Genomic DNA, 20,014 nt, shown 5'->3' on the forward strand with positions numbered 1-20,014 from the left:
TAAGAAGACGGAAGGATGTGCCCTCGCTTGCGCGACGAGTATCGTCTACGAGGGCACCATGCATCCATCCACCACGCTGTCCGCGGGCCGCCGTCTGGCGCGCCACGCTCCCATACTCGCCGGGCTGATCCTGGCCAATCTGTTGGCCTGGGCCTGGGCCTTCGCCGCTTTCGCCGACCACCCGGCCCAGCTCGCCACCGCCCTGCTCGCCTATTTGTTCGGCCTGCGCCACGCGGTGGACGCCGACCATATCGCCGCCATCGACAACACCGTGCGCAAGTTGATGCAGGAAGGCCGCCACCCGTCGGCGGTGGGCCTGTTCTTCTCTGTCGGCCACTCCGCGGTGGTGGTCATCGCCGTGGCGCTGATCGTGTTCGCCGCCAGCGCCTTGCAAAGCCGCGTCACCGGCTTCAAGGAGATAGGCGGCGTCATCGGCACCAGCGTGTCGGCCTTCTTCCTGCTGGCGCTGGCGCTGATCAATCTGTCGTCCTTGCGCGCGGTCTGGGCGGCTTTCCGCCGCGCCCGCGCCGGCGAGCCCATCTGCGACGAGCAACTGAACCTGCTGCTGAACAACCGCGGCCTGATCGCGCGCATGCTGCGCCCGCTGTTCAAGATGGTGACCAAAAGCTGGCATATGTTGCCCATCGGTTTCCTGTTCGGCCTGGGCTTCGACACCGCCACCGAGATCGGCCTGTTCGCCATCGCCACCTCGCAAAGCGCCAACGGCGTGGCACTGTGGCACATCATGGTGTTCCCGGTGCTGTTCGCCGCCGGCATGGCGCTGGTGGACACGCTGGACAGCATGATGATGGTGGAAGTGTACGGCTGGGCCTTCATCAACCCGGTGCGCAAGCTCTGGTACAACCTGACCATCACCTTCGTCTCGGTCGTGGTGGCAGTCGGCATCGGCGGGCTGGAAGGCCTGGGCCTGCTGGTGGACAAGCTGCAGCTCAGCGGCGGCCTGTGGGATGTGATTGCCGCCCTCAACGACGACCTGGCCCATTTCGGCTATTTCGTGGTCGGCGTGTTCCTGTTCACCTGGCTCGCTTCCGCCGCCATCTACAAATGGAAGCGCTTCGACCAAATGGCCCCGGAGGCGCAATGAGAACGCACGACAAACACGTGCTGATGTGCACCGGCCCGCGCTGCACCCCTGACGGCGAGGGCTCGGAGGCGATGTTCCTGCACCTGGGCCGCACGATAGACGCCTGCGACGGTCTGCGCGCCAAGCGTACCCGCAGCCACTGCTTCGCCGTGTGCAAGGAGGGGCCGGTGATGGTGGTGTACCCGGACGGCGTCTGGTATCGCAAAGTCAGCGAAGCCGACGTCGAGCGCATCGTCTGCCAGCATCTGAAGGGCGGCGTCCCGGTTGAAGAGCTGGTGTTCCATAAAACCGGCAGCGGCGACATCGAAACGGAACCCCAGGCATGAGCGCCGAAATCGCACTATTGAGCCACGCCGGCACCGACCTCGCCGCGCTGTCGCGCGCGCGCTGGCCTGAGGATTTCCCCGCGGTCACCGGCATCGCGCTGCAAGGCATAACCGACGAGGCCGCGATGCGGGCGCTGCTGGACGGCCAGCTTGCCAGCGCCCGCGCCATCGTGCTGCGCGTGCTGGGCCGCGCCGACGCGATACCCGGCCTGGAGCGGCTGCTGGCCCACGCCCGCCGGCTGCAGGCCGCGGTCATCGTGGTCAGCGGCACCGGCGAGCCGGACCCGGAGCTGCAAGCGCTGTGCAGCGCGCCGGTATCGCTGCAGCAGGACGTCCACGCCTATCTGCAGGCCGGCGGCAGCGTCAACCTGGGCGAGATGATGCGCTGCCTGGCCGACAGGCTGCTGCTGACCGGCTTTGGCTACCAGAGCCCGCAGCCGCTGCCCGAGCACGGCGTCTACCACCCGGAGCTGGCCGCGCCCTGCTCGCTGGAAGATTGGCTCGAAATCCGCCATCCGGACTGGCCCACCGTCGGCCTGTGCTTCTACCGCGCCCACTGGCTGTCCGGCAACACCCGCTTCATCGATCTGCTGGTGGACTGCTTGGCCGAGCGCGGCGTCAACGCGCTGCCGGTGTTCACCTCGTCCTTGCGGACCATAGACCAGGGCGGCCTGCCGGCGGCGCTGACGCTGCTAGCCGATCCGCGCGCGAATGTTTCGCTGCTGATCAACACCACCTCGTTCGCGATGGGCGACATCAACAACGACGGCCCCACCCAGCCCGGCTGGGCGGTGGAGGCTTCGGACCAACTGGATCTGCCGGTGCTGCAAGCCATCACCAGCAGCATGACCCGCGAGCAATGGGAAGCGTCCGACCGCGGCTTCAACCCGCTGGACACAGCGATGAACGTCGCGCTGCCTGAATTCGACGGCCGCATCATCGGCGTGCCGCTGAGCTTCAAGCAGCCGGCCGAGGCCGGCCAGGCCGAGCAATACGCGCCGCTGCCGGACCGCGCCCGCCGCCTGGCCGGCATCGCCGCGCGCTTGGCGCGGCTGCGCCATCTGGAAAATGCCGGCAAGCGCATCGCCTTCATCTTCACCAACTCCAACAGCAAGGCCTCGCAGATAGGCAACGCAGTGGGCCTGGATTCGCCCGCGTCTCTATACGCTATGCTGCGCGGCATGCAAGGCCGCGGCTACCGGATGGATCCGCTGCCGCCGGACAGCGACGCGCTGATGCACGAGCTAATAGACCGCGGCGCTTACGATCAGGACTACCTGAGCGCCGAGCAGATGAAAAACGCCGCCGCCCGCGTGCCGGCCCAGCGCTACCAGGCCTGGTTCGACGAGCTGCCTGAGGCGCTGCGCGACAAGATGCTGCAGCGCTGGGGCCAGCCGCCGGGCGGCGCCTACGTCGACGGCGACGAACTGGTATTCTCTGGCCTGGATTACGGCAATGTCTTCGTCGCGCTGCAGCCGCCGCGCGGCTACGGCATGGACCCGGACGCCATCTACCACACGCCGGACCTGCCGCCCACTCACCACTACTACGCGCTGTACCGCTGGCTGCGCGACGACTGGCGGGCCGACGCCATCGTCCACGTCGGCAAGCACGGCACGCTGGAATGGCTGCCGGGCAAGGGCGTGGGCCTGTCGCAGAATTGCTTCCCGGACGCGCTGTTGGGCGACATGCCGCTGTTCTACCCCTTCATCGTCAACGATCCGGGCGAAGGCTCACAGGCCAAGCGCCGCGGCCACGCGGTGATCATCGACCACCTGACGCCGACGATGACCACCGCCGACAGCTACGGCCCGCTGGCGCAGCTGACCCAGCTGGTGGATGAGTACTACCAGGTGGAACTGCTGGACCCGAACAAGCTGCCGCTGCTGCAGCAGCAGATCTGGGACCTGATCAAGGAGGCCAAGCTCGACACCGACCTGGCCGCGATGCTGAAGCACGACCATGATCACGATCACGAGCATCACCACGATCATGACCATAGCCACGACCACCCGCATGGCGGACACCAGCACGCGCCCGCCGCCGTCCACGGCAAGTACCGGGCGCAGGCGGCCAAGCCGGCGGCCGCGATGAAGCCGGCGGCGGCCGCGGCGGCGAAATACCGCCCAGCCAAGGCCGCGCACAGCCACGATCATGGACACCATCATCACCATCATGGCGACCACGACCATCACCACGGCCACCATGACCACCATCATCATGATCATCACAGCCACAGCCACGACCACCACGACCATGACCACGATTGGGACGACACGCTGAACGAGGACGGCGTGCCCTTGAGCCTGGCCAAGATGGATGGCGTGGACGTCGCCCACCTGATCGAGGACATAGACGGCTATCTGTGCGAACTGGGCGCGGCGCAGATCCGCGACGGCCTGCACGTGCTCGGCAACGCGCCGCAGGGCGAGGCGCTGGTCGACATGCTGCTGGCGCTGACCCGGCTGCCCAATCTGGGCATCCCCGGCCTGCCCGCCAGCGTGGCGGCGGCCTGCGGCGGCGACTGGCCGCTGTGGCAGCAGGACCAGGGCAAGCGGCTGGCCGAAGCCCCCGCGTCCTTGCAAGCGTTGGCCGGCCAGGCGCTGGTCACCCGCGCCGACGCCCATGACGCGGTGATGAAGCTGGCGCGCGCGCTGATCGCCGATTTGGCCGCGCGCGGCTACCACGCCGCCGCCATCCCGGCCGCCGTCGAAAACATCCTGCCCGGCATCGAGCCGCATGCCGATCTGGAGCGGGTGCTGAACTTCGTCTGCGCCGAACTGTGCCTGAAGCTCGCCCGCACCGCCGAGGAGATAGACAATCTCTTGCGCGGCCTGGAAGGCGGCTACGTGCCGGCCGGCCCCAGCGGCGCGCCGACGCGCGGCATGGCCCACATTCTGCCCACCGGCCGCAATTTCTATTCGGTGGACCCGCGCAGCCTGCCCTCGCAAGCCGCCTGGCGCATAGGCGACGGCTTGGCGCGCGAGATGCTGGCCCGCCATCTGAAGGAAACCGGCCAATATCCGGAATCGGTGGCCATCAGCGTGTGGGGCACCAGCGCGATGCGCACCCACGGCGACGACATCGCCGAAATCCTGTCGCTGCTCGGCGTCAAGCCGCGCTGGCAGCAGGAAAGCCGCCGCGTGCAGGGCCTGGAAGTGATCCCCCTGGCCGAACTGGGCCGGCCGCGCATCGACGTCACCGTGCGCATCAGCGGCTTCTTCCGCGACGCCTTCCCCCACCTGATTTCACTGGTGGACGAGGCGGTGCACACCGTGGCGCGGCTGGACGAGCCGGCGGAGCAGAACTTCCTGCGCAAGCACTACCTGGCCGACCTGAAGAACGAACTCTTAGGCAAGCTGCCCGACTCCGACGCGCAATCGCTGTACCGCGTGTTCGGCGCCAAACCGGGCAGCTACGGCGCCGGCATCCTGCCGCTGATCAACGAGCAGAACTGGCAGAACGACGCCGATTTCGCCACCGCCTACGTCAACTGGGGCGGCTACGCCTACGGCCGCGAGGCCAACGGCGCCGACGCCCGCGACGCGCTGCGCCATCGGCTGGCGGGCGTGGAAGTGGCCCTGCACAACCAGGACAACCGCGAGCACGACATCTTCGACAGCGACGACTACCTGCAATACCACGGCGGGATGATCGCGACGATACGCAGCCTCAGCGGCCGCCAGCCGCGCGCCTTCTTCGGCGACAGCCACAATCCGGAAGTGCCGGCAGTACGCGGCCTGAAAGAGGAAGTGCTGCGGGTGTTCCGCTCGCGGGTGGCCAACCCGAAGTGGATAGCCGGCATCCAGAAGCACGGCTACAAGGGCGCGCTGGAGCTGACCGCCACCGTCGATTACCTGTTCGGCTACGACGCCACCGCCCAGGTGGTGGACGACTGGGTCTATGAACAACTGGCGCAAAGCTACGCGCTGGACCCGGCGATGCAGCAGTTCTTCGCCGACAGCAACCCGTGGGCGCTGAACGCCATCACCGACCGCCTGCTGGAAGCCGCGCAGCGCCAACTGTGGGCGGAGCCGGACCCGGACACGCTGGCCGCCTTGCGCCAGCTGCACCTGGATAGCGAAGCGCTGCTGGAAGCGCGCGGAGAAAACAAAGCATGAGCCCGATTTACCCCTTCGCCGCCATCGTCGGCCAGGAACAACTGAAGCAGGCGCTGCTGATCTGCGCCGTCGACCCGACGGTCGGCGGCGTGCTGGTGCGCGGCGACAAGGGCAGCGCCAAGAGCACCGCCGCGCGCGGCCTGGCCGCCGTGCTGCCGGCGATACGCCGGGCGACCGGCTGCGGCTACAACTGCGAGCCCGACCATCCGCTGCCGCTGTGCCCGGTGTGCTCCGGCGACGCGCGCGCGCTGCATGACGGCCCGGTGCCCTTCATCAACCTGCCGCTGGGCGCCACCGAGGACCGCGTGCTGGGCAGCCTGGACTTCGAAAAGGCGCTGCAGGGCGGCAAGCAGGCGTTCAAGCCCGGCCTGTTGGCGGCGGCCCACCGCGGCATGCTCTACATCGACGAAGTGAACCTGCTGGCCGACCACCTGGTCGACGTGCTGCTGGACGCCGCCGCGATGGGCGTCAACACCGTCGAGCGCGAGGGCCTGGCGGTCAGCCACCCGGCGCGGGTGACGTTGCTTGGCACCATGAACCAGGAAGAAGGCGATTTGCGGCCGCAGTTGCTGGACCGCTTCGGCCTGATGGTGGACGTGGCCGCGCCGCGCGAGCCCGCCCTGCGCGCCGAGGTGGTGCGCCGCCGCCTGGCCTTCGAGGCCGACCCAGCCGGCTTCGCCGCCCAATGGCAAACCGACAGCGAAGCGCTGCGCGCCAACATCGCCGCCGCGCGCGCGCTGCTGCCGCAAACCCGGCTCAGCGATAGCCTGTTCCACTTCGTCAGCGAGCTGTGCTGCGAATTCGACGTCAGCAGCCTGCGCGCCGACATCGTGCTGAACAAGGCCGCCCGCGCGCTGGCCGCGCTGGACGGCCGCGCCGACGCCAGCGCCGAAGACATCCGCGACGCCGCCCGGCTGGTGCTGCCGCACCGCCGCCGCCGCAAACCGTTCGAGCAAAGCGGGCTGGACCAGGACAAGCTGGAGCAGATGACGCGGCAGGCGTCCAACCCGCCCCCTCCGCCGCCTCCTTCTCCGCAGGAACAGAATCACACCCAGCCGCCGCCGGACGCAGACGGCGAGCAGGAGCCGAATCCTGCCAGCCATGGTTCGGAACAAATCTTCGCCGCCGCGCCGGCCGGCGACATCGCCCGCATCCTCGTCCAGGCGCCCTCGTCCGGCGATGCGGCCGGCCGCCGCAGCGACGGCGCCAGCCGCCAGCGCGGCCATTACGTGCGCGCAGAGGCCAATCCGCAGCCGGCCCAGCTGGCGGTGGACGCCACGCTGCGCCACGCGATCTTGCGCGATCCGGACAATTTTTCCGTCACCCGCGCCGACCTGCACGACAAGGTCCGCGTCGCCAAGCAGGGCAATCTGATCCTGCTGGTGGTCGACGCGTCCGGATCGATGGCCGCCCGCCAGCGGATGGAGCAGGTCAAGGGCACGGTGCTGAGCCTGCTGGAAGACGCCTACCGCCGCCGCGACCAAGTGGCGCTGATCGCCTTCCGCGGCCAGAAAGCCGAACTGCTGCTGCCGCCGTGCAACCGCGTCGAACAGGCCGAGCTGGCATTGCGCGAGCTGCCCACCGGCGGCCGCACGCCGCTGGCGCACGCGCTGGCGCTGGCCGCCGACACGCTGTCCCGCCAGCTCGGCGGCCCGGCGCCGCTGTTGGTCATACTCAGCGACGGCCGCGCCAATGTGGCGCTGGACGGAGACGGCGACCCGTGGCGGCAGGCGCTGGACCTGGCCGGCCAGCTGGCCGGCGCGCCGGCGCTGGTGCTGGACACCGAGCAGGACTTCGTCCGCCTGGGCCGCGCCCGCGAGCTGGCCGAGGCGCTGGGCGCGGAATACCTGGCTTGCGACGCCCTCACCGGCGAGCAGCTGACATTGACGATTCAACAAAGACTGGGCCGCTGAGATGACGGGCAAGGTTTACCTGATAGGCGCCGGCCCCGGCGACCTGGAAATGCTGACGCTGAAGGCCGCGCGCTGCCTGCAACTGGCCGACGTGGCGCTGGTGGACGATCTGGTGCATCCCGACATCCACACCCTGCTGCGGCCGGATACCGCAATCGTGCCGGTCGGCAAGCGCGGCGGTTGTCCGTCGACGCCGCAGGCGGCCATCGAGCAAAGAATGATAGACGAGGCCCGCGCTGGCAAGACGGTGGCGCGCCTCAAGGGCGGCGACCCCTTCGTCTTCGGCCGCGGCGGCGAGGAAATGCTGACGCTGCAAGCGGCCGGCATCGAGGTGGAGATCGTCAACGGCCTCAGCGCCGGCCTGGCGGTGCCGGCCACGCTGGGCATCCCGCTGACCCATCGCCATTTCGTCCACGGCGTGACCTTCGTCTCCGGCCATCCGCACCAGGACGGCGACGAGCCCAACTGGCAGGCGCTGGCGCAAAGCGGCATGACGCTGGTGATCTATATGGGCGTCAAGCGGCTGCCCTGGATCCGCGCGGAGTTACTGCGCCACGGCCTGAAACCCGACACCCCGGCGGCGGCGATAGAAAACGGCACGCTGCCGCAGCAGCGCCAGGTGCTGAGCACGCTGGACGCGCTGGAACAAGACATGCGCGCGGCGGGCATCCACAGCCCAGCGCTGATCGTCATCGGACCGACGGTGGCGCTGGCGTCCTGTAGTCCGTCCGCCGCCAATGAAACAACCAAGGAATACGCATGATCATCTGCATAGGCGCCGGCCCCGGCGACATCGGCTACCTGCCGCAGCGTTCGGCCCAACTGATACGCGAGGCCGACGTGGTGGCCGGCTTCAACGCGGTGGTGGACGTGGTCCGCCCGCTGATCCCCGACAGCGCCGAAGTGATCCAGATGGGCTACCGCGACCAGGTGGCCCAGCTGGACATCGTCGCCGAGCGCCACCATGCCGGCAAAAAGTGCGTGGTGGTGTTCATGGGCGACATCCACTTCAGCGGCTTCCAGTACCTGGAGCGGGTGGAGCGCGCCTGCGGCCACTCGGTGGAAACGATACCCGGCATCTCGTCGGCGCAGATCCTGGCCTCGCGCGGCAAGGTGTGCTTCGACGAAACCAGCTTCATCACCTTCCACCGCCGCGGCGACCTGACCCCGTTCAAGCGCCACCTGGTTCACGTGCTTCAAGACGGCCGCAACGCCATCGTCATCCCCTGCCCGTGGGATGAGGCGCGCTCCTTCATGCCCTGGCACATCGCCGCCTATCTGCTGGAAAACGGCATCCCGGCCGGCCAGCAGGTGGAGGTGTGGGAAAACCTGACCCGCAATGAGGCGGAATGGCGCGGCACGCTGGCCGAGTGCGCAGAGCAGCGCTTTTCCGACATGAGCATCATGCTGATCCGCACGCTCGCGCCGATGGACAGCCAGATCGAGCCGACCCACAAATGAGCCAATCAGACTACGCCATCGTATTGGCCGGCCACGGCAGCCGCGACCCGGACGGGGTGAACGAGTTCATGCAGCTGGTGGACGCGCTGAAGGCGCGCGCCGGCGCGCGCCCCGTCGCCCACGGCTTTCTGGAGTTCGCCCGCCCGACCATAGACGAGGCTGTGGGCCAGGTGATCGCCGCCGGCGCCAAGACCGTGGTGATGGTGCCCGGCGTGCTCTTGGCCGCCACCCACGCCAAGAACGACATGCCCAGCGAGCTATTGGCGCTGCAACAGGCGCATCCGGGCGTCGATTTCCACTTCGGCGCGGCGCTGGACCTGCATCCGCGGCTGCTGGCGCTGTGCCGCCAGCGCATCGTCGAGGCCGAGGCGGCGTCGCCGCACACAATCTCGCGCAACGACGCCTGTCTGGTCGTGGTCGGCCGCGGCACCTCGGACCCGGACGCCAACTCCGAAATCTCCAAGCTCGCGCGGATGCTGGAGGAAGGCCTGGGCTTCGCCGCCTCCTTCGTCTGCTACTCCGGCACCGCCAAGCCGCTGGTGGCCGACGGCCTGCGCGCCGCCGCCATGCTGGGCTACCGCCGCATCGTGGTGCTGCCCTACTTCCTGTTCGACGGCGTGCTGGTCAAGCGCATCTACGGCGCGGCGGCGGACCTGGCGGCGCGCCACCCGGAAATCGAGGTGCTGAGCGCCGGCTACCTAGGCCCGGACCCGCAAGTGGCCGAGGTATTCCTGGAGCGCGCGCAGGAAGGCGTGGAAGGACGCGCGGCGATGAACTGCGCGCTGTGCAAGTACCGGGTGCAGATCGTCGGCTTCGAGCAGCAGGTGGGCGAGCCGCAGCGCGGCCACCACGGCAAGGTGCGCGGCCTGCTGGAACGCGAGCCAAACGCTAGCCAACCGCCGGCCTGGAAACGCTACACCCCGCATCCTATCGAAGCCGAAAGCATGCGCATCATAGCCGAGGGCCGCGACTGGTCGGCCTTCCCGGCCGAGCAGCGCACCGCGCTGATGCGGCTGGTGCACACCACCGGCGACTTCAACAGCGTGGACGACCTGTTCTTCTCGGCCGGCGCTTGCGAAACCGGCATGCGCGCGCTGCTGCGCTGCCGCCGCGTGGTCACCGACGTCACCATGGTGGAAACCGGCCTCAAGCGCGAGGTGCTGCGCCAGCTGGAAGTGGAAACCTGGTGCGGCGTGCACGACGAGGAAACCCGGCTCTTGGCCGAAGCCAGCGGCCTCACCCGCTCCGCCGCCGGCATCCGCCGGGCGTGGCAGAAATTCGGCAACGACTGCGTGGTGGCGATAGGCGACGCGCCGACCGCCATCCGCGAGGTAGTGCGGCTGGTGCGCGATCACGGCTGGCGGCCGCAGTTGGTCGTCGGCCTGCCGGTGGGCTTCGTCGGCACCCGCGAATGCAAGGAAGAGCTGCGCGCGCTGCTGCAAGTGCCGCGCATCACCAACCGCGGCACCCGCGGCGGCTCGCCGTGGGCGGCCACCGTGGTCAACGCGCTGATGATAGACGCGATCGAACACGTTCATCATCAGCAGCAGCAACGGGAAGAATGAGCCCGGTGCGCCAGCCCTACGACCTCGCCGCCCCCGCGCCCAACGGCATGCGCCGCGGCCGCACCACCGGCAGCTGCGCCACCGCCGCCGTCAAGGCGGCGCTGATGCTGCTGCTGGACGGCATCGACGCCGACGAGGTCTTCATCAGCCTGCCGGACCCGGACTTCTACCTGGCGGTGCCGGTAGAGAACGTGGCCTGGCTGGACGAAAACACCGTGCGCGCCGAAGTGCTGAAGTACGCCGGCGACGACCCCGACAACACCGACGGCGCGACGATCTTCGCCGAGGTAAGGATAAACGGCAGCGGCGCGCTGCGTTTCCTGGCCGCGCCCGGCGTCGGCATGGTCACCCAGCCCGGCCTGCGCATCCCGCCCGGCGAGCCGGCGATCAACCCGGTGCCGCGGCAGATGATGCGGATGGCGGTCCTTGAAGTGCTGGCCGGCCGGCCCGACCCCGGCATCGACCTGGCGATAGGCTGCGTCGACGGCGACAAGATCGCCAAGCGCACCTTCAACCCTATGCTGGGCATCGTCGGTGGCATCTCGATCCTGGGCACCAGCGGCATCGTCGAGCCGATGTCGCAGGCGGCGTGGATCGCGTCGATCGAAGTCTATGTTCGGGTGGCGCTGGGCGAGCTGCCGACTGCCATCGCCTTCACCCCCGGCAAGATAGGCCGCGGCTACGCCGCCGACACGCTGGGGCTGACCAAGAAACAGGTCGTCCAGATCGCCAACTTCGTCGGCGACTCGCTGGACTTCGCCGAATCGGTGCTGATCGAGCAGGGCCGCATCCTGGACACGCTGTGGGTGCTGGGCCACCCCGGCAAGATCGCCAAGCTGCTGGACGGCGTCTGGGACACCCACTCCGGCAAGAGCGGCATGGCGATGGACGCCGTCGCCGGCGTCGCCGCCGACCTGGGCCATGCGCCCGGGCTGGTGGCGCAAATCAAACAAGCGAATACCGTGGAGAACGTAGTGCAGATCATGAGCAGCCAGCCGGACGCGCGCGGCTACTGGATGGAAATAGAACGCCGCACCGCGGCGCGGATGGCGGCCAAGGTGCCCAGCGTGCGGCAAGTGGCGGTGCGCCTGTTCAGCATGGACGGCACGCCGCTGGGAGAGGCCGCATGAAGTTGGGACGATTGATAGGCATAGGCGTGGGCCCCGGCCCGGCCGGGCTGATTCCGGTGGCGGCGCTGGCCGCGCTGCGCGAGGCCGACATCGTCTACCTGCCGCGCGCCACCTCCAGCGAAGTCTCCGTCGCCCGCCAATGCCTGGCCGGACTGGACCTCGACGAAAGCCGCTTTTGCGAAATCGAGTTCGAGATGAATCCGGACCGCGGCGCGCTGTCGCGCCATTACGGCGCGCTGGCCGAGCGACTGGCCGACGAACTGAAAACCGGCCGGAACGTCGCCTACCTGACCATAGGCGACTCGATGACTTACTCTACCTATGGCTACCTGCTGGCGGCGCTGCGCGAAATGCTGCCGCAGCTGGAGACGCAGACCTTCCCCGGTGTCACCAGCTTCGCCGCCACCGCGTCGGCCTTGTCCTGGCCGCTGGGCGAAGGCAAGGAACGCATCCTGATCCTGCCCTGCCCCGACGATATGGCGGAGCTGCAAGCCGATATCGACAGCCACGACATCGTGGTGTTGATGAAGATAGGCAAGCGGCTGCCCGACGTGCTGGCGCTGCTGGACCAGATGGGCATCGCCCAGCTGTGCGCCTTCGCCCGCCGCATCGGCCTGCCCGGCGAAGTGCTGTGCGCCGACGCCTCGCAATTGACGGCCGACGCCAGCGGCTACCTCGCCACCATGCTGATCCGCAAGACAGCCAGAGAAAGACGCCATTCATGAAAGTGTATTTCATCGGCGCCGGCCCCGGCGCCGCCGACCTGATCACGCTGCGCGGCAGCCGCCTGCTGGGCTCAGCCCCCATGGTGCTGTACGCCGGCTCGCTGGTGCCGGCCGAGATGCTGAGCCACTGCCGCCCGGACGCCGAAATCCACGACACCGCCGAGCTGAACCTGGACCAGCAGGAAGCGCTGTACCGCCGCGCCCAGGCCGAGGACAAAGACGTGGCGCGGCTGCACTCCGGCGACCCGGCCATCTACGGTGCCACCAACGAACAGATGCGCCGGCTGGAAGCGCTGGGCATCAAATATGAGGTCGTCCCCGGCGTGTCCTCGTTCACCGCCGCCGCCGCCGCATTGGGCAGCGAATTGACCCGGCCCGAGGTGTCGCAATCCATCATCCTCACCCGCACCAGCGGCCGCGCCAGCGCGGTGCCGGAGACCGAGTCCATCGGCAGCTTCGCCGCCCACCGCGCGACGATGTGCATCTTCCTGTCCGGCCAGCGGCTGAAGCAGACCGTCGCCGACCTGGCACTGCACTACCCGCCCAGCACCCCGGTGGCGCTGGTGCGCCGGGCCAGTTGGCCGGACCAGTCCGTCCACCGCTCCACGCTGGGCAAGATGCTGTCCGAGGTGAAGCAGAAAGACTGGCTGCTGACCACGCTGCTGTTGGTGGGCGAGGCGCTGTCGCGCGAAGGCGGCGTCGAATCCAGCCTGTACGCGGCCGGCTTCACCCACATCTTCCGCGACGGCGACGAACGCAAGACCAAGCGGGCCAGCCTGCGGAAAGAAAACCAGGCATGAGCCGCGCCGTGTGGCTGGTGCGCGCCGAAGCGCTGCCCTTGGGGCAGAAGCTGGCGGCTGCGCTGGGCGCCCGGCTGTACCAGCCGTGGCTGCAGCCCGGCGCCAGCGGCCGCGAGCAATTTCGCGCCGCCTTCCACCTGCACAGCCACTGGGTGCTGGTGATGGCCAGCGGCATCGCCGTCCGCTACCTGGACGGCCTGCCGCAAAGCAAGTACAGCGATCCGGCAGTGGTGGTGATGGACGAAGCCGCCCGCTTCGCCATCCCGCTATTGTCCGGCCACGAAGGCGGAGCGAATGACCTTGCCTACGAAGCGGCGCGGCTGACCGGCGCGGTGCCGACTATCACCACCGCGACAGAAGCAATCAAGCCGCTGACGCTGGGAATCGGCTGCCGCCGCGGCAAAAGCATGGAGGCCATCGAACAAGCGGTATCGCAAGCCTTGGCCGGCCGGCCGCTGTCCGACGTGCGCGAAGTGGCGACCATAGACCTGAAGGCCGACGAAGCCGGCTTGTTGGCATTCTGCGCCCGCCACGCGCTGCCGCTGCGCGTCATCGCCCGCGAAAACGTCGCCGCCCGCGGCTGGACCGGCGCGCCGTCGGACTGGGTTCGGCGGAACGTCGGCGTCGACGGCGTGTGCGAGCCGTGCGCGCTGATCGCCAGCCCGCGGGGGAGGTTGATCGTGCCCAAGATGGCATTGGATGGGGTGACGGTGGCGGTAGTGGAGGATGGGCCAATTGTTTGAGTTCAAAAAACAAGCTGTGCCTACTTTGCAGGCATCATTTAGGGGCAGTTCCACCGCCAGGGGCAAGGGGGGCTGCGCGGCCAGCCCCCCTTGCAGCCCCCAGGCCGCCCCTACGTGCCGCGAACCCCCAGGAAAAACGCGGTCGGCAAGGCACCGCCGAACTCGCCGCGCGCTAGCGTCGCGCGGCTCAAACAGACGGCGGCTTAAAACCTTGCCGACCGCGTTTTTCCCGGCGCGTCCCGAAGGGGACGACTCGGCGTATCGTCAATGTTTTGCGCAACCAGAAGGTTATCAATGGCGCAGTCCACATGGGCAAACCCAGCGCTTATCTATTCATGCGTCACAAATAAATGCAACGGTAGCAATCCTAGCAAAGGATGAAATGTCGGTGGCGCACCCCCACTCCCCTTTGGCGCGCGCCGGTAAAAATCAGGCTGGCAAGGTTTTAAGCTGCCGCTTGTTTGAGCCGTGCGACGCTAGCGCGCGGCGAGTTCGGCAGCGCCTTGCCAGCCTGATGTTTGCCGGAAATTCGCGCGACGCAGGGGCGGCCTGGGGTTGTAAGGGGGCTGGCCGCGCAGCCCCCTTACCCGCCCACCGGGCGGAACCACACATCAACAGCGCCAAAACAATTACAGAATGCAAAATCAAGAGAACACATCCATGACCGGCAAACTCTACCTCGTCTCGGTCGGCCCCGGCCGCGCCGAACTGATCCCCGACCTTGCCCGCCAGGCGCTGGCCGCGAGCGACGTGATCGTCTCCTACGACCTCTACCTGACCTGGGTGCAACCATGGATCGCCGGCAAGGACATCCGCACGCTGCCGCTGACCCAGGAGCGCGAACGCGCGCAGCTGGCCCTGGACGAAGCCCGCGCCGGCAAGACCGTGGCCTTGCTGTCCAGCGGCGACATCGGCGTCTACGCGATGGCCACGCTGGCCTACGAAGACATGCGCGAGGACGATAGCTTCGACGTGCAGCTGATCCCCGGCATCACCTCGGCCAACTCCTGCGCGTCGCTGCTCGGCGCGCCGCTGTCGCACGATTTCGCCACGCTGAGCCTGTCCGACCTGCTGTGCCCGTGGGAGTGGATCGAAACCCGCGCCCGCCACATCGCCCAGGCAGACCTGGCGGTGGTGTTCTACAACGTGCAAAGCCGCCAGCGCCAGGAGGGCGTCTACCGCATCCTGGACATCATGCTGGAGCACAAAAAGCCTGAGACATTGTGCGGCATCGTCCGCAACGCCTACCGCGAAGACCAGGCGGTGGAAATCGTCACCCTGGCCGAGCTGCGCACCCGCCGCTTCGACATGCTGACCAGCATCGTCATCGGCAACCGCTTCACCCGCCGCAAGCGCAACTGGATGTTCACCCCGCGCGGCTACTTCAACTGGGACAACACCAGCGACACGGTGAAGGCCGACGCGCTGCCCGCCGGCGCGGCCTGGGTGTTTTCCGGCACCAGCGACGGCAACGCGCTGTCGCGCGCCATCGCCGAAACCGGCCGCGCGGTGGTGGTCAGCAGCGCCAGCGATTACGGCAACGAGCAAGCGCAGCAGGCCGTGCCCGGCGTCGCCACCGTCAGCGGCCGGCTGGGCGTGGAGCGCCGCCGCGAGCTGCTGTCCGGCAGCCGGGCTTCGGCCATCGTCGACGCCACCCACCCCTACGCCAGAGAGATGTCGCAGCAGCTGATGGCGCTGGCCGAGGAGCTGGCCCTGCCCTATCTGCGCTACGAAAGGCCGGCCAGCGGCAGCGCGCATCCGGTGATCCGCTGCGCCGACAGCGACGCAGCCGCCAGACTGGCGATGGCGAAAGGACACCGCATATTTCTCGCCACCGGCAGCAAGGAGCTGCACCGCTTCCTCGCCGCCGACGCGGAGCACAAACATCAATGGTTCGTGCGGCTGGCGCCGGACCCGCAGCACCTGCAGCGGGCGCTGGACTTAGGACTCCCGCGTTCGCGCATCTGCGCGATGCAAGGCCCGTTCTCGCAGGCCGCCAACGAGGCGCTGTGGCGCGACTGGGGAATCGACTGCGTGATCAGCAAGGACGGCGGCGAGGCCGGCGGTTTCGACGCCAAGGCCACGGCCGCGGCGGCGCTGGGCATCCCGTTCATCGTCATCGACCGGCCGCAACTGGACTACCCGCAATCTTTCGACGATTTCGAGTCCGTTCTGGCGGCCCTGCCGCAGGGAGGCCAGGCATGAGCGCGCCGCGCCTTCCCGTCACCGTGCTGACCGGTTTCCTCGGCGCCGGCAAGACCACGCTGCTGTCCAAGCTGCTGGAAAACAACAAGCAACGCCGGCTGGCGATACTCGTCAACGAGTTCGGCGAGGTGTCGATAGACGGCGGCCTGCTGCGCGACGCCGACGCCGGCGGCGTGGAAATCCACGACCTGGCCAACGGCCTGGTGGCCTACGACGACGACGCCGACTTCCTGCCCACCATGCTGGCGCTGTGGCAGCGCCGCCAGCAGATCGACCACGTGCTGATCGAAACCTCCGGCCTCGCGCTGCCCAGCGCGGTGATGGCGCAGCTGCAAAGCGAGGCGCTGGCGCCCTATTTCGTGCTGGACGCGACGCTGGCGGTGGTCGACACCCCGCTGCTGCTGGCCGGACACTTCTCCCCGGCCGGCAACGGCGGCGAGGCCGACGCGGTGGCGGAACTGTTCGACCAGCAGCTGGGCCACGCCGACATCGTGGTGCTGAACAAGATAGACGCGCTGTCCGCAGATGAACTGCTGGCGGCGGAGGAAGCCGTGCGCCGGCAGGCGCCGTCGATCCGCTTCATCGAACTGGCCTATCAAGCCAGGCTGGACACCCGGCTGACGCTGGGCCTGCATCTGCACGAGGCCGCGCCGGCCGCGCACCGCCATTACGGCCCGGTGGCCAGCATGCCGGGGCTGGCGATGCGGCCGCTGGCCAACCAAACTTTGCTCGATGGCCATAGCCACGGCGGCCAGGCCGCGCACAGCCACGGCCTGTCCACCCACAAGCATTTCCACGAGCAGGACCCAGGCTGGCAATCGTTCATGATCCGCAGCAAGGAGCCGCAGCATGCCGACAAGCTGGCGGCGGCGCTGGAGGCCATCGCCCGCGAGGAGCCGCTGCTGCGCATCAAGGGCTTCGCCGCCTGCGCCGACGGCCCCGGCCGGCTGCTGGCCCAAGGCGTGCGCAAGCGCATCGAACTGAGCCGCGACGAGGCGCTGGCCGCGCCGCGCCAGGCGCAGCTGGTGTTCATCGGCTACCACCCCAGCCGCCCGCGCGTGGTGGCCTTGCTGCGCGACATCACCGGCGCGCACTGGAGCTAGGCGGTGAGCGCATTGGAACTATGCGGCCTGGACTGGTCGCCCGATCCGCGCTGCGCGCCGGAAGAGCGGCTGCTGCGCGGCATCGCGCTCACCGTCCGGCCCGGCGAGTTCGTCGGCGTCATCGGCCCCAACGGCAGCGGCAAGACCAGCACGCTGCGCTGCGCCTTCCGCTTCAACCAGCCGCTGGCCGGCGAGGCCAGGCTGGACGGCGCCGACATCTGGCGCCAGTCCGCCGCCGCCTTCGCCCGCCGCGTGGCGGTGGTGCTGCAGGAGTTCCCGGAGGACTTCGGCCTGACCGTGCGCGAGGCCGCGGAGATGGGCCGCATCCCGCACCAGTCGCTGCTGCGCGGCGCGCCAGCGGACGATGCCGACATCGTCGACGACGCCTTGCGCCAGGTGGGGCTGCTGGAGCGGCAACACCAGCCCTTCGCCACGCTGTCCGGCGGCGAGAAGCAACGCGCGCTGCTGGCGCGGGCGCTGGCGCAACAGCCGGAACTGCTGATCCTGGACGAGCCGACCAATCACCTGGACCTGCGCCACCAGCTGTCGCTGCTGCGCCTGGTGCGCCGGCTGGGCATCGCCGCCGTCGCCACCCTGCACGACCTCAACCTGGCGGCCGCCTTCTGCGACCGCCTGTACGCGCTGCAAGAGGGCCGCATCGTCGCCAGCGGCAGTCCGGCCGAAGTCCTGACCGCCGACCTGCTGCGCGAGGTATTCGGCGTGCGGGCGCTGATAGACGCGCACCCGCTGGCCGGCCACCCCCGCATCACCCTGATCACCGAAGAGCATAGCCATGAGATTTGACTTTCCCCTGCTGCTGGCCGCCGGCCTCGCCGCCCTGTCCGCCGTCCAGGCGCACGCCGGCCATTACCCGCTGACCGTCCAGAGCTGCAACCGCCAGGTGACTTTCCAGCGCGCGCCCGAACGCGCGGTCAGCCACGACATCAACATGACCGAGATGATGGTGGCGCTGGGCCTGCAAAAACGCATGGCCGGCTATAGCGGCATCAGCGCCTGGAACAAATTGAATGCCCCATTGAAGCAGGCGCTGGGCGCGTTGCCGGAGCTGGCCGGCGACTACCCGTCGGCCGAGGCCTTGCTGGCGCGCCGCGCCGACTTCTTCTTCGCCGGCTGGGATTACGGCATGCGCGTCGGCGGCCCGGTGACGCCGGCTTCGCTGGCGCCCTTGGGCATCAATGTCTATGAATTGAGCGAATCCTGCGCCCACGTGATGAAGCGCCCGGCGGCCAGCCTTGCCGACGTCTACCGCGACATCGGCAACCTCGGCCGCATCTTCGACGTGGAGCCGCGCGCGCAAAAAGTCATCGCCGAGATGCGCGCCAAAGTGGACAGCGCGTCCGCCCGCGTCGCCAAGCGCCAGGCCACGCCGTCGGTCTTCGTCTACGACAGCGGCGAAGACCGCCCCTTCAGCGCCGGCCGTCTGGCGATGCCCAACGCGCTGATCCAGGCCGCCGGCGGCCGCAACATCCTGGACGACGTCGACGCCAGCTGGACCCGGGTGAATTGGGAAACGGTGATCGCCCGCAACCCGCAGGCCATCATCATCATCGACTACGGCAAGGTGACCGCGCAGCAGAAGATCGCCTTCCTGCGCAACCACCCGGCGCTGGGCAAGCTGGACGGCGTGAAGAACCAGCGCTTCATCGTGCTGCCCTATGACAGCGCGACGCCGGGCATCGCCAATGCCGACGCGGTGGTGGCGCTGGCGCGCGGCCTGCACCCGCAGGCTTTCGCCCGGTGAGCGTCCCCGCTTTCGCGCGCGGCCCGGCGCCGCTGCCGCCCATTCTGCTGGCGCTGCTGGCGGCGCTGGCCGCCTCGGTGCTGCTGACCGTGGGCCTGGGCCCCGCGCCGGTCGGCCTGGCCGATAGCTGGTCCATCCTGCTGCATCAGCTGGGCGCGCCGGTCGCCCCCGCCTGGCAGCCGGGCCAGGACCTGATCGTCTGGCAGCTGCGGCTGCCGCGGGTGCTGCTGGGCGGCCTGGTCGGCGCCGGCCTGGCGCTGGTGGGCGCGGTGCTGCAGGCGGCCACCCGCAACAAGCTGGCCGACCCGCACCTGCTGGGCGTCAGCTCCGGCGCCACGCTGGGCGCGGTGTCGGTGCTGCTGTTCACCGGCAACCTGGCCGGCAGCCTCACCTTGCCGCTGGCGGCTTTCGCCGGCGCGCTGCTCAGCACCGCGCTGGTGATGGCGGTCGCGCTGCGCCAGCGCCGGCTGCAGGCCGAACGACTGCTGCTGGCCGGCGTGGCGGTGTCCTTCTTCATGATGGCGCTGGCCAATCTGCTGATCTACCTGGGCGACCACCGCTCCACCTCGTCGGTGTTGTTCTGGATGCTGGGCGGCCTGGGCCAGGCGCGCTGGGAACTGCTGCCGGTGCCGGCGCTGGCGCTGGGTTCCGGCCTGTTGGCGCTGGCCGCGCTGGGCCGCCCGCTCAATGCGCTGATGGCGGGCGAACAGACCGCCGTCACGCTGGGCATACAGGTGTCGCGGCTGCGCCTGGCGGTGTTCGCCGTCTCCTCGCTGATGACCGGCGTGATGGTGGCGGTCAGCGGCGCGATAGGCTTCGTCGGCCTGATGATTCCGCACATCGCCCGCCGCTTCGTCGGCGCCGACCACCGCCGGCTGCTGCCGGTGTGCGCGCTGTCCGGCGCCATTTTCCTGATCTGGGTGGACGCCGCCGCGCGCACGCTGATCGCGCCGGAGGACATCCCGGTAGGCGTCGGCACCGCGGCGATAGGCGGCGCCTTCTTCATCTGGCTGATGCGCGCGCGCTGAGCCGCCGCTTCGCCATTCCCTCAAGGA

16 protein-coding genes are annotated in these 20,014 nt (G+C 68.9%); all 16 read left to right on the plus strand.

The genetic code is table 11. The features are described 5' to 3' along the window. The first annotated feature begins 58 nt into the window (after window positions 1-58). Entirely contained in the window at window positions 59-1,105 is a 1,047-nt protein-coding gene (locus tag U6115_RS17110; protein ID WP_043574084.1) for a HoxN/HupN/NixA family nickel/cobalt transporter, read from the plus strand. Then, on the plus strand, window positions 1,102-1,431 hold the full coding sequence (locus U6115_RS17115) for a (2Fe-2S) ferredoxin domain-containing protein (RefSeq protein WP_043574087.1): 330 nt from the start codon (window positions 1,102-1,104) through the stop codon (window positions 1,429-1,431). Before U6115_RS17110 ends, U6115_RS17115 begins: the two co-directional genes overlap by 4 nt. After that, window positions 1,428-5,552 (plus strand): cobaltochelatase subunit CobN, encoded by a 4,125-nt coding sequence (locus U6115_RS17120; protein WP_043574089.1) that lies wholly within the window; start codon window positions 1,428-1,430, stop codon window positions 5,550-5,552. Before U6115_RS17115 ends, U6115_RS17120 begins: the two co-directional genes overlap by 4 nt. Further along, window positions 5,549-7,465, plus strand: coding sequence for a putative cobaltochelatase (locus U6115_RS17125; RefSeq protein WP_043574091.1), 1,917 nt, complete (start codon window positions 5,549-5,551; stop codon window positions 7,463-7,465). The genes U6115_RS17120 and U6115_RS17125 overlap by 4 nt, the downstream gene beginning before the upstream one ends. 1 nt (window position 7,466) lies before the next feature. Next, entirely contained in the window at window positions 7,467-8,228 is a 762-nt protein-coding gene (gene cobA, locus U6115_RS17130; protein WP_043574092.1) for a uroporphyrinogen-III C-methyltransferase, read from the plus strand. Further along, a complete protein-coding gene (locus U6115_RS17135) occupies window positions 8,225-8,926 on the plus strand; it encodes a cobalt-precorrin-7 (C(5))-methyltransferase (protein ID WP_043574095.1) in 702 nt (233 codons plus the stop codon). Before cobA ends, U6115_RS17135 begins: the two co-directional genes overlap by 4 nt. Then, window positions 8,923-10,491 carry a precorrin-8X methylmutase gene (locus U6115_RS17140; RefSeq protein ID WP_043574098.1) on the plus strand — a complete coding sequence of 523 codons (1,569 nt, stop codon included), beginning with the start codon at window positions 8,923-8,925 and terminating at the stop codon, window positions 10,489-10,491. The genes U6115_RS17135 and U6115_RS17140 overlap by 4 nt, the downstream gene beginning before the upstream one ends. Further along, the gene (gene cbiD / locus U6115_RS17145; protein WP_043574100.1) at window positions 10,488-11,621 is read left to right on the plus strand and encodes a cobalt-precorrin-5B (C(1))-methyltransferase CbiD; all 1,134 of its coding nucleotides are present in this window, start codon (window positions 10,488-10,490) and stop codon (window positions 11,619-11,621) included. The genes U6115_RS17140 and cbiD overlap by 4 nt, the downstream gene beginning before the upstream one ends. Further along, the gene (cobI, locus tag U6115_RS17150) at window positions 11,618-12,346 is read left to right on the plus strand and encodes a precorrin-2 C(20)-methyltransferase (protein ID WP_043574104.1); all 729 of its coding nucleotides are present in this window, start codon (window positions 11,618-11,620) and stop codon (window positions 12,344-12,346) included. The genes cbiD and cobI overlap by 4 nt, the downstream gene beginning before the upstream one ends. Beyond that, entirely contained in the window at window positions 12,343-13,146 is an 804-nt protein-coding gene (cobM, locus tag U6115_RS17155; protein ID WP_043574106.1) for a precorrin-4 C(11)-methyltransferase, read from the plus strand. Before cobI ends, cobM begins: the two co-directional genes overlap by 4 nt. Next, window positions 13,143-13,889: a cobalamin biosynthesis protein gene (locus tag U6115_RS17160; protein WP_043574108.1), complete on the plus strand. Its 747-nt coding sequence runs from the start codon at window positions 13,143-13,145 to the stop codon at window positions 13,887-13,889. The genes cobM and U6115_RS17160 overlap by 4 nt, the downstream gene beginning before the upstream one ends. 660 nt (window positions 13,890-14,549) lie before the next feature. Beyond that, entirely contained in the window at window positions 14,550-16,094 is a 1,545-nt protein-coding gene (gene cobJ / locus U6115_RS17165; protein ID WP_043574111.1) for a precorrin-3B C(17)-methyltransferase, read from the plus strand. Beyond that, on the plus strand, window positions 16,091-17,197 hold the full coding sequence (locus U6115_RS17170) for a CobW family GTP-binding protein (protein ID WP_043574113.1): 1,107 nt from the start codon (window positions 16,091-16,093) through the stop codon (window positions 17,195-17,197). Before cobJ ends, U6115_RS17170 begins: the two co-directional genes overlap by 4 nt. Before the next feature lie 3 nt (window positions 17,198-17,200). Beyond that, window positions 17,201-18,001: an ABC transporter ATP-binding protein gene (locus tag U6115_RS17175; protein ID WP_043574115.1), complete on the plus strand. Its 801-nt coding sequence runs from the start codon at window positions 17,201-17,203 to the stop codon at window positions 17,999-18,001. After that, the gene (locus tag U6115_RS17180; RefSeq protein ID WP_043574117.1) at window positions 17,991-18,959 is read left to right on the plus strand and encodes an ABC transporter substrate-binding protein; all 969 of its coding nucleotides are present in this window, start codon (window positions 17,991-17,993) and stop codon (window positions 18,957-18,959) included. The genes U6115_RS17175 and U6115_RS17180 overlap by 11 nt, the downstream gene beginning before the upstream one ends. After that, window positions 18,956-19,987 (plus strand): FecCD family ABC transporter permease, encoded by a 1,032-nt coding sequence (locus tag U6115_RS17185; protein WP_062961530.1) that lies wholly within the window; start codon window positions 18,956-18,958, stop codon window positions 19,985-19,987. Before U6115_RS17180 ends, U6115_RS17185 begins: the two co-directional genes overlap by 4 nt. Window positions 19,988-20,014 lie beyond the last annotated feature (27 nt).

The organism is Chromobacterium subtsugae, assembly GCF_035919665.1.
Classification (GTDB): Bacteria; Pseudomonadota; Gammaproteobacteria; order Burkholderiales; family Chromobacteriaceae; genus Chromobacterium; species Chromobacterium subtsugae.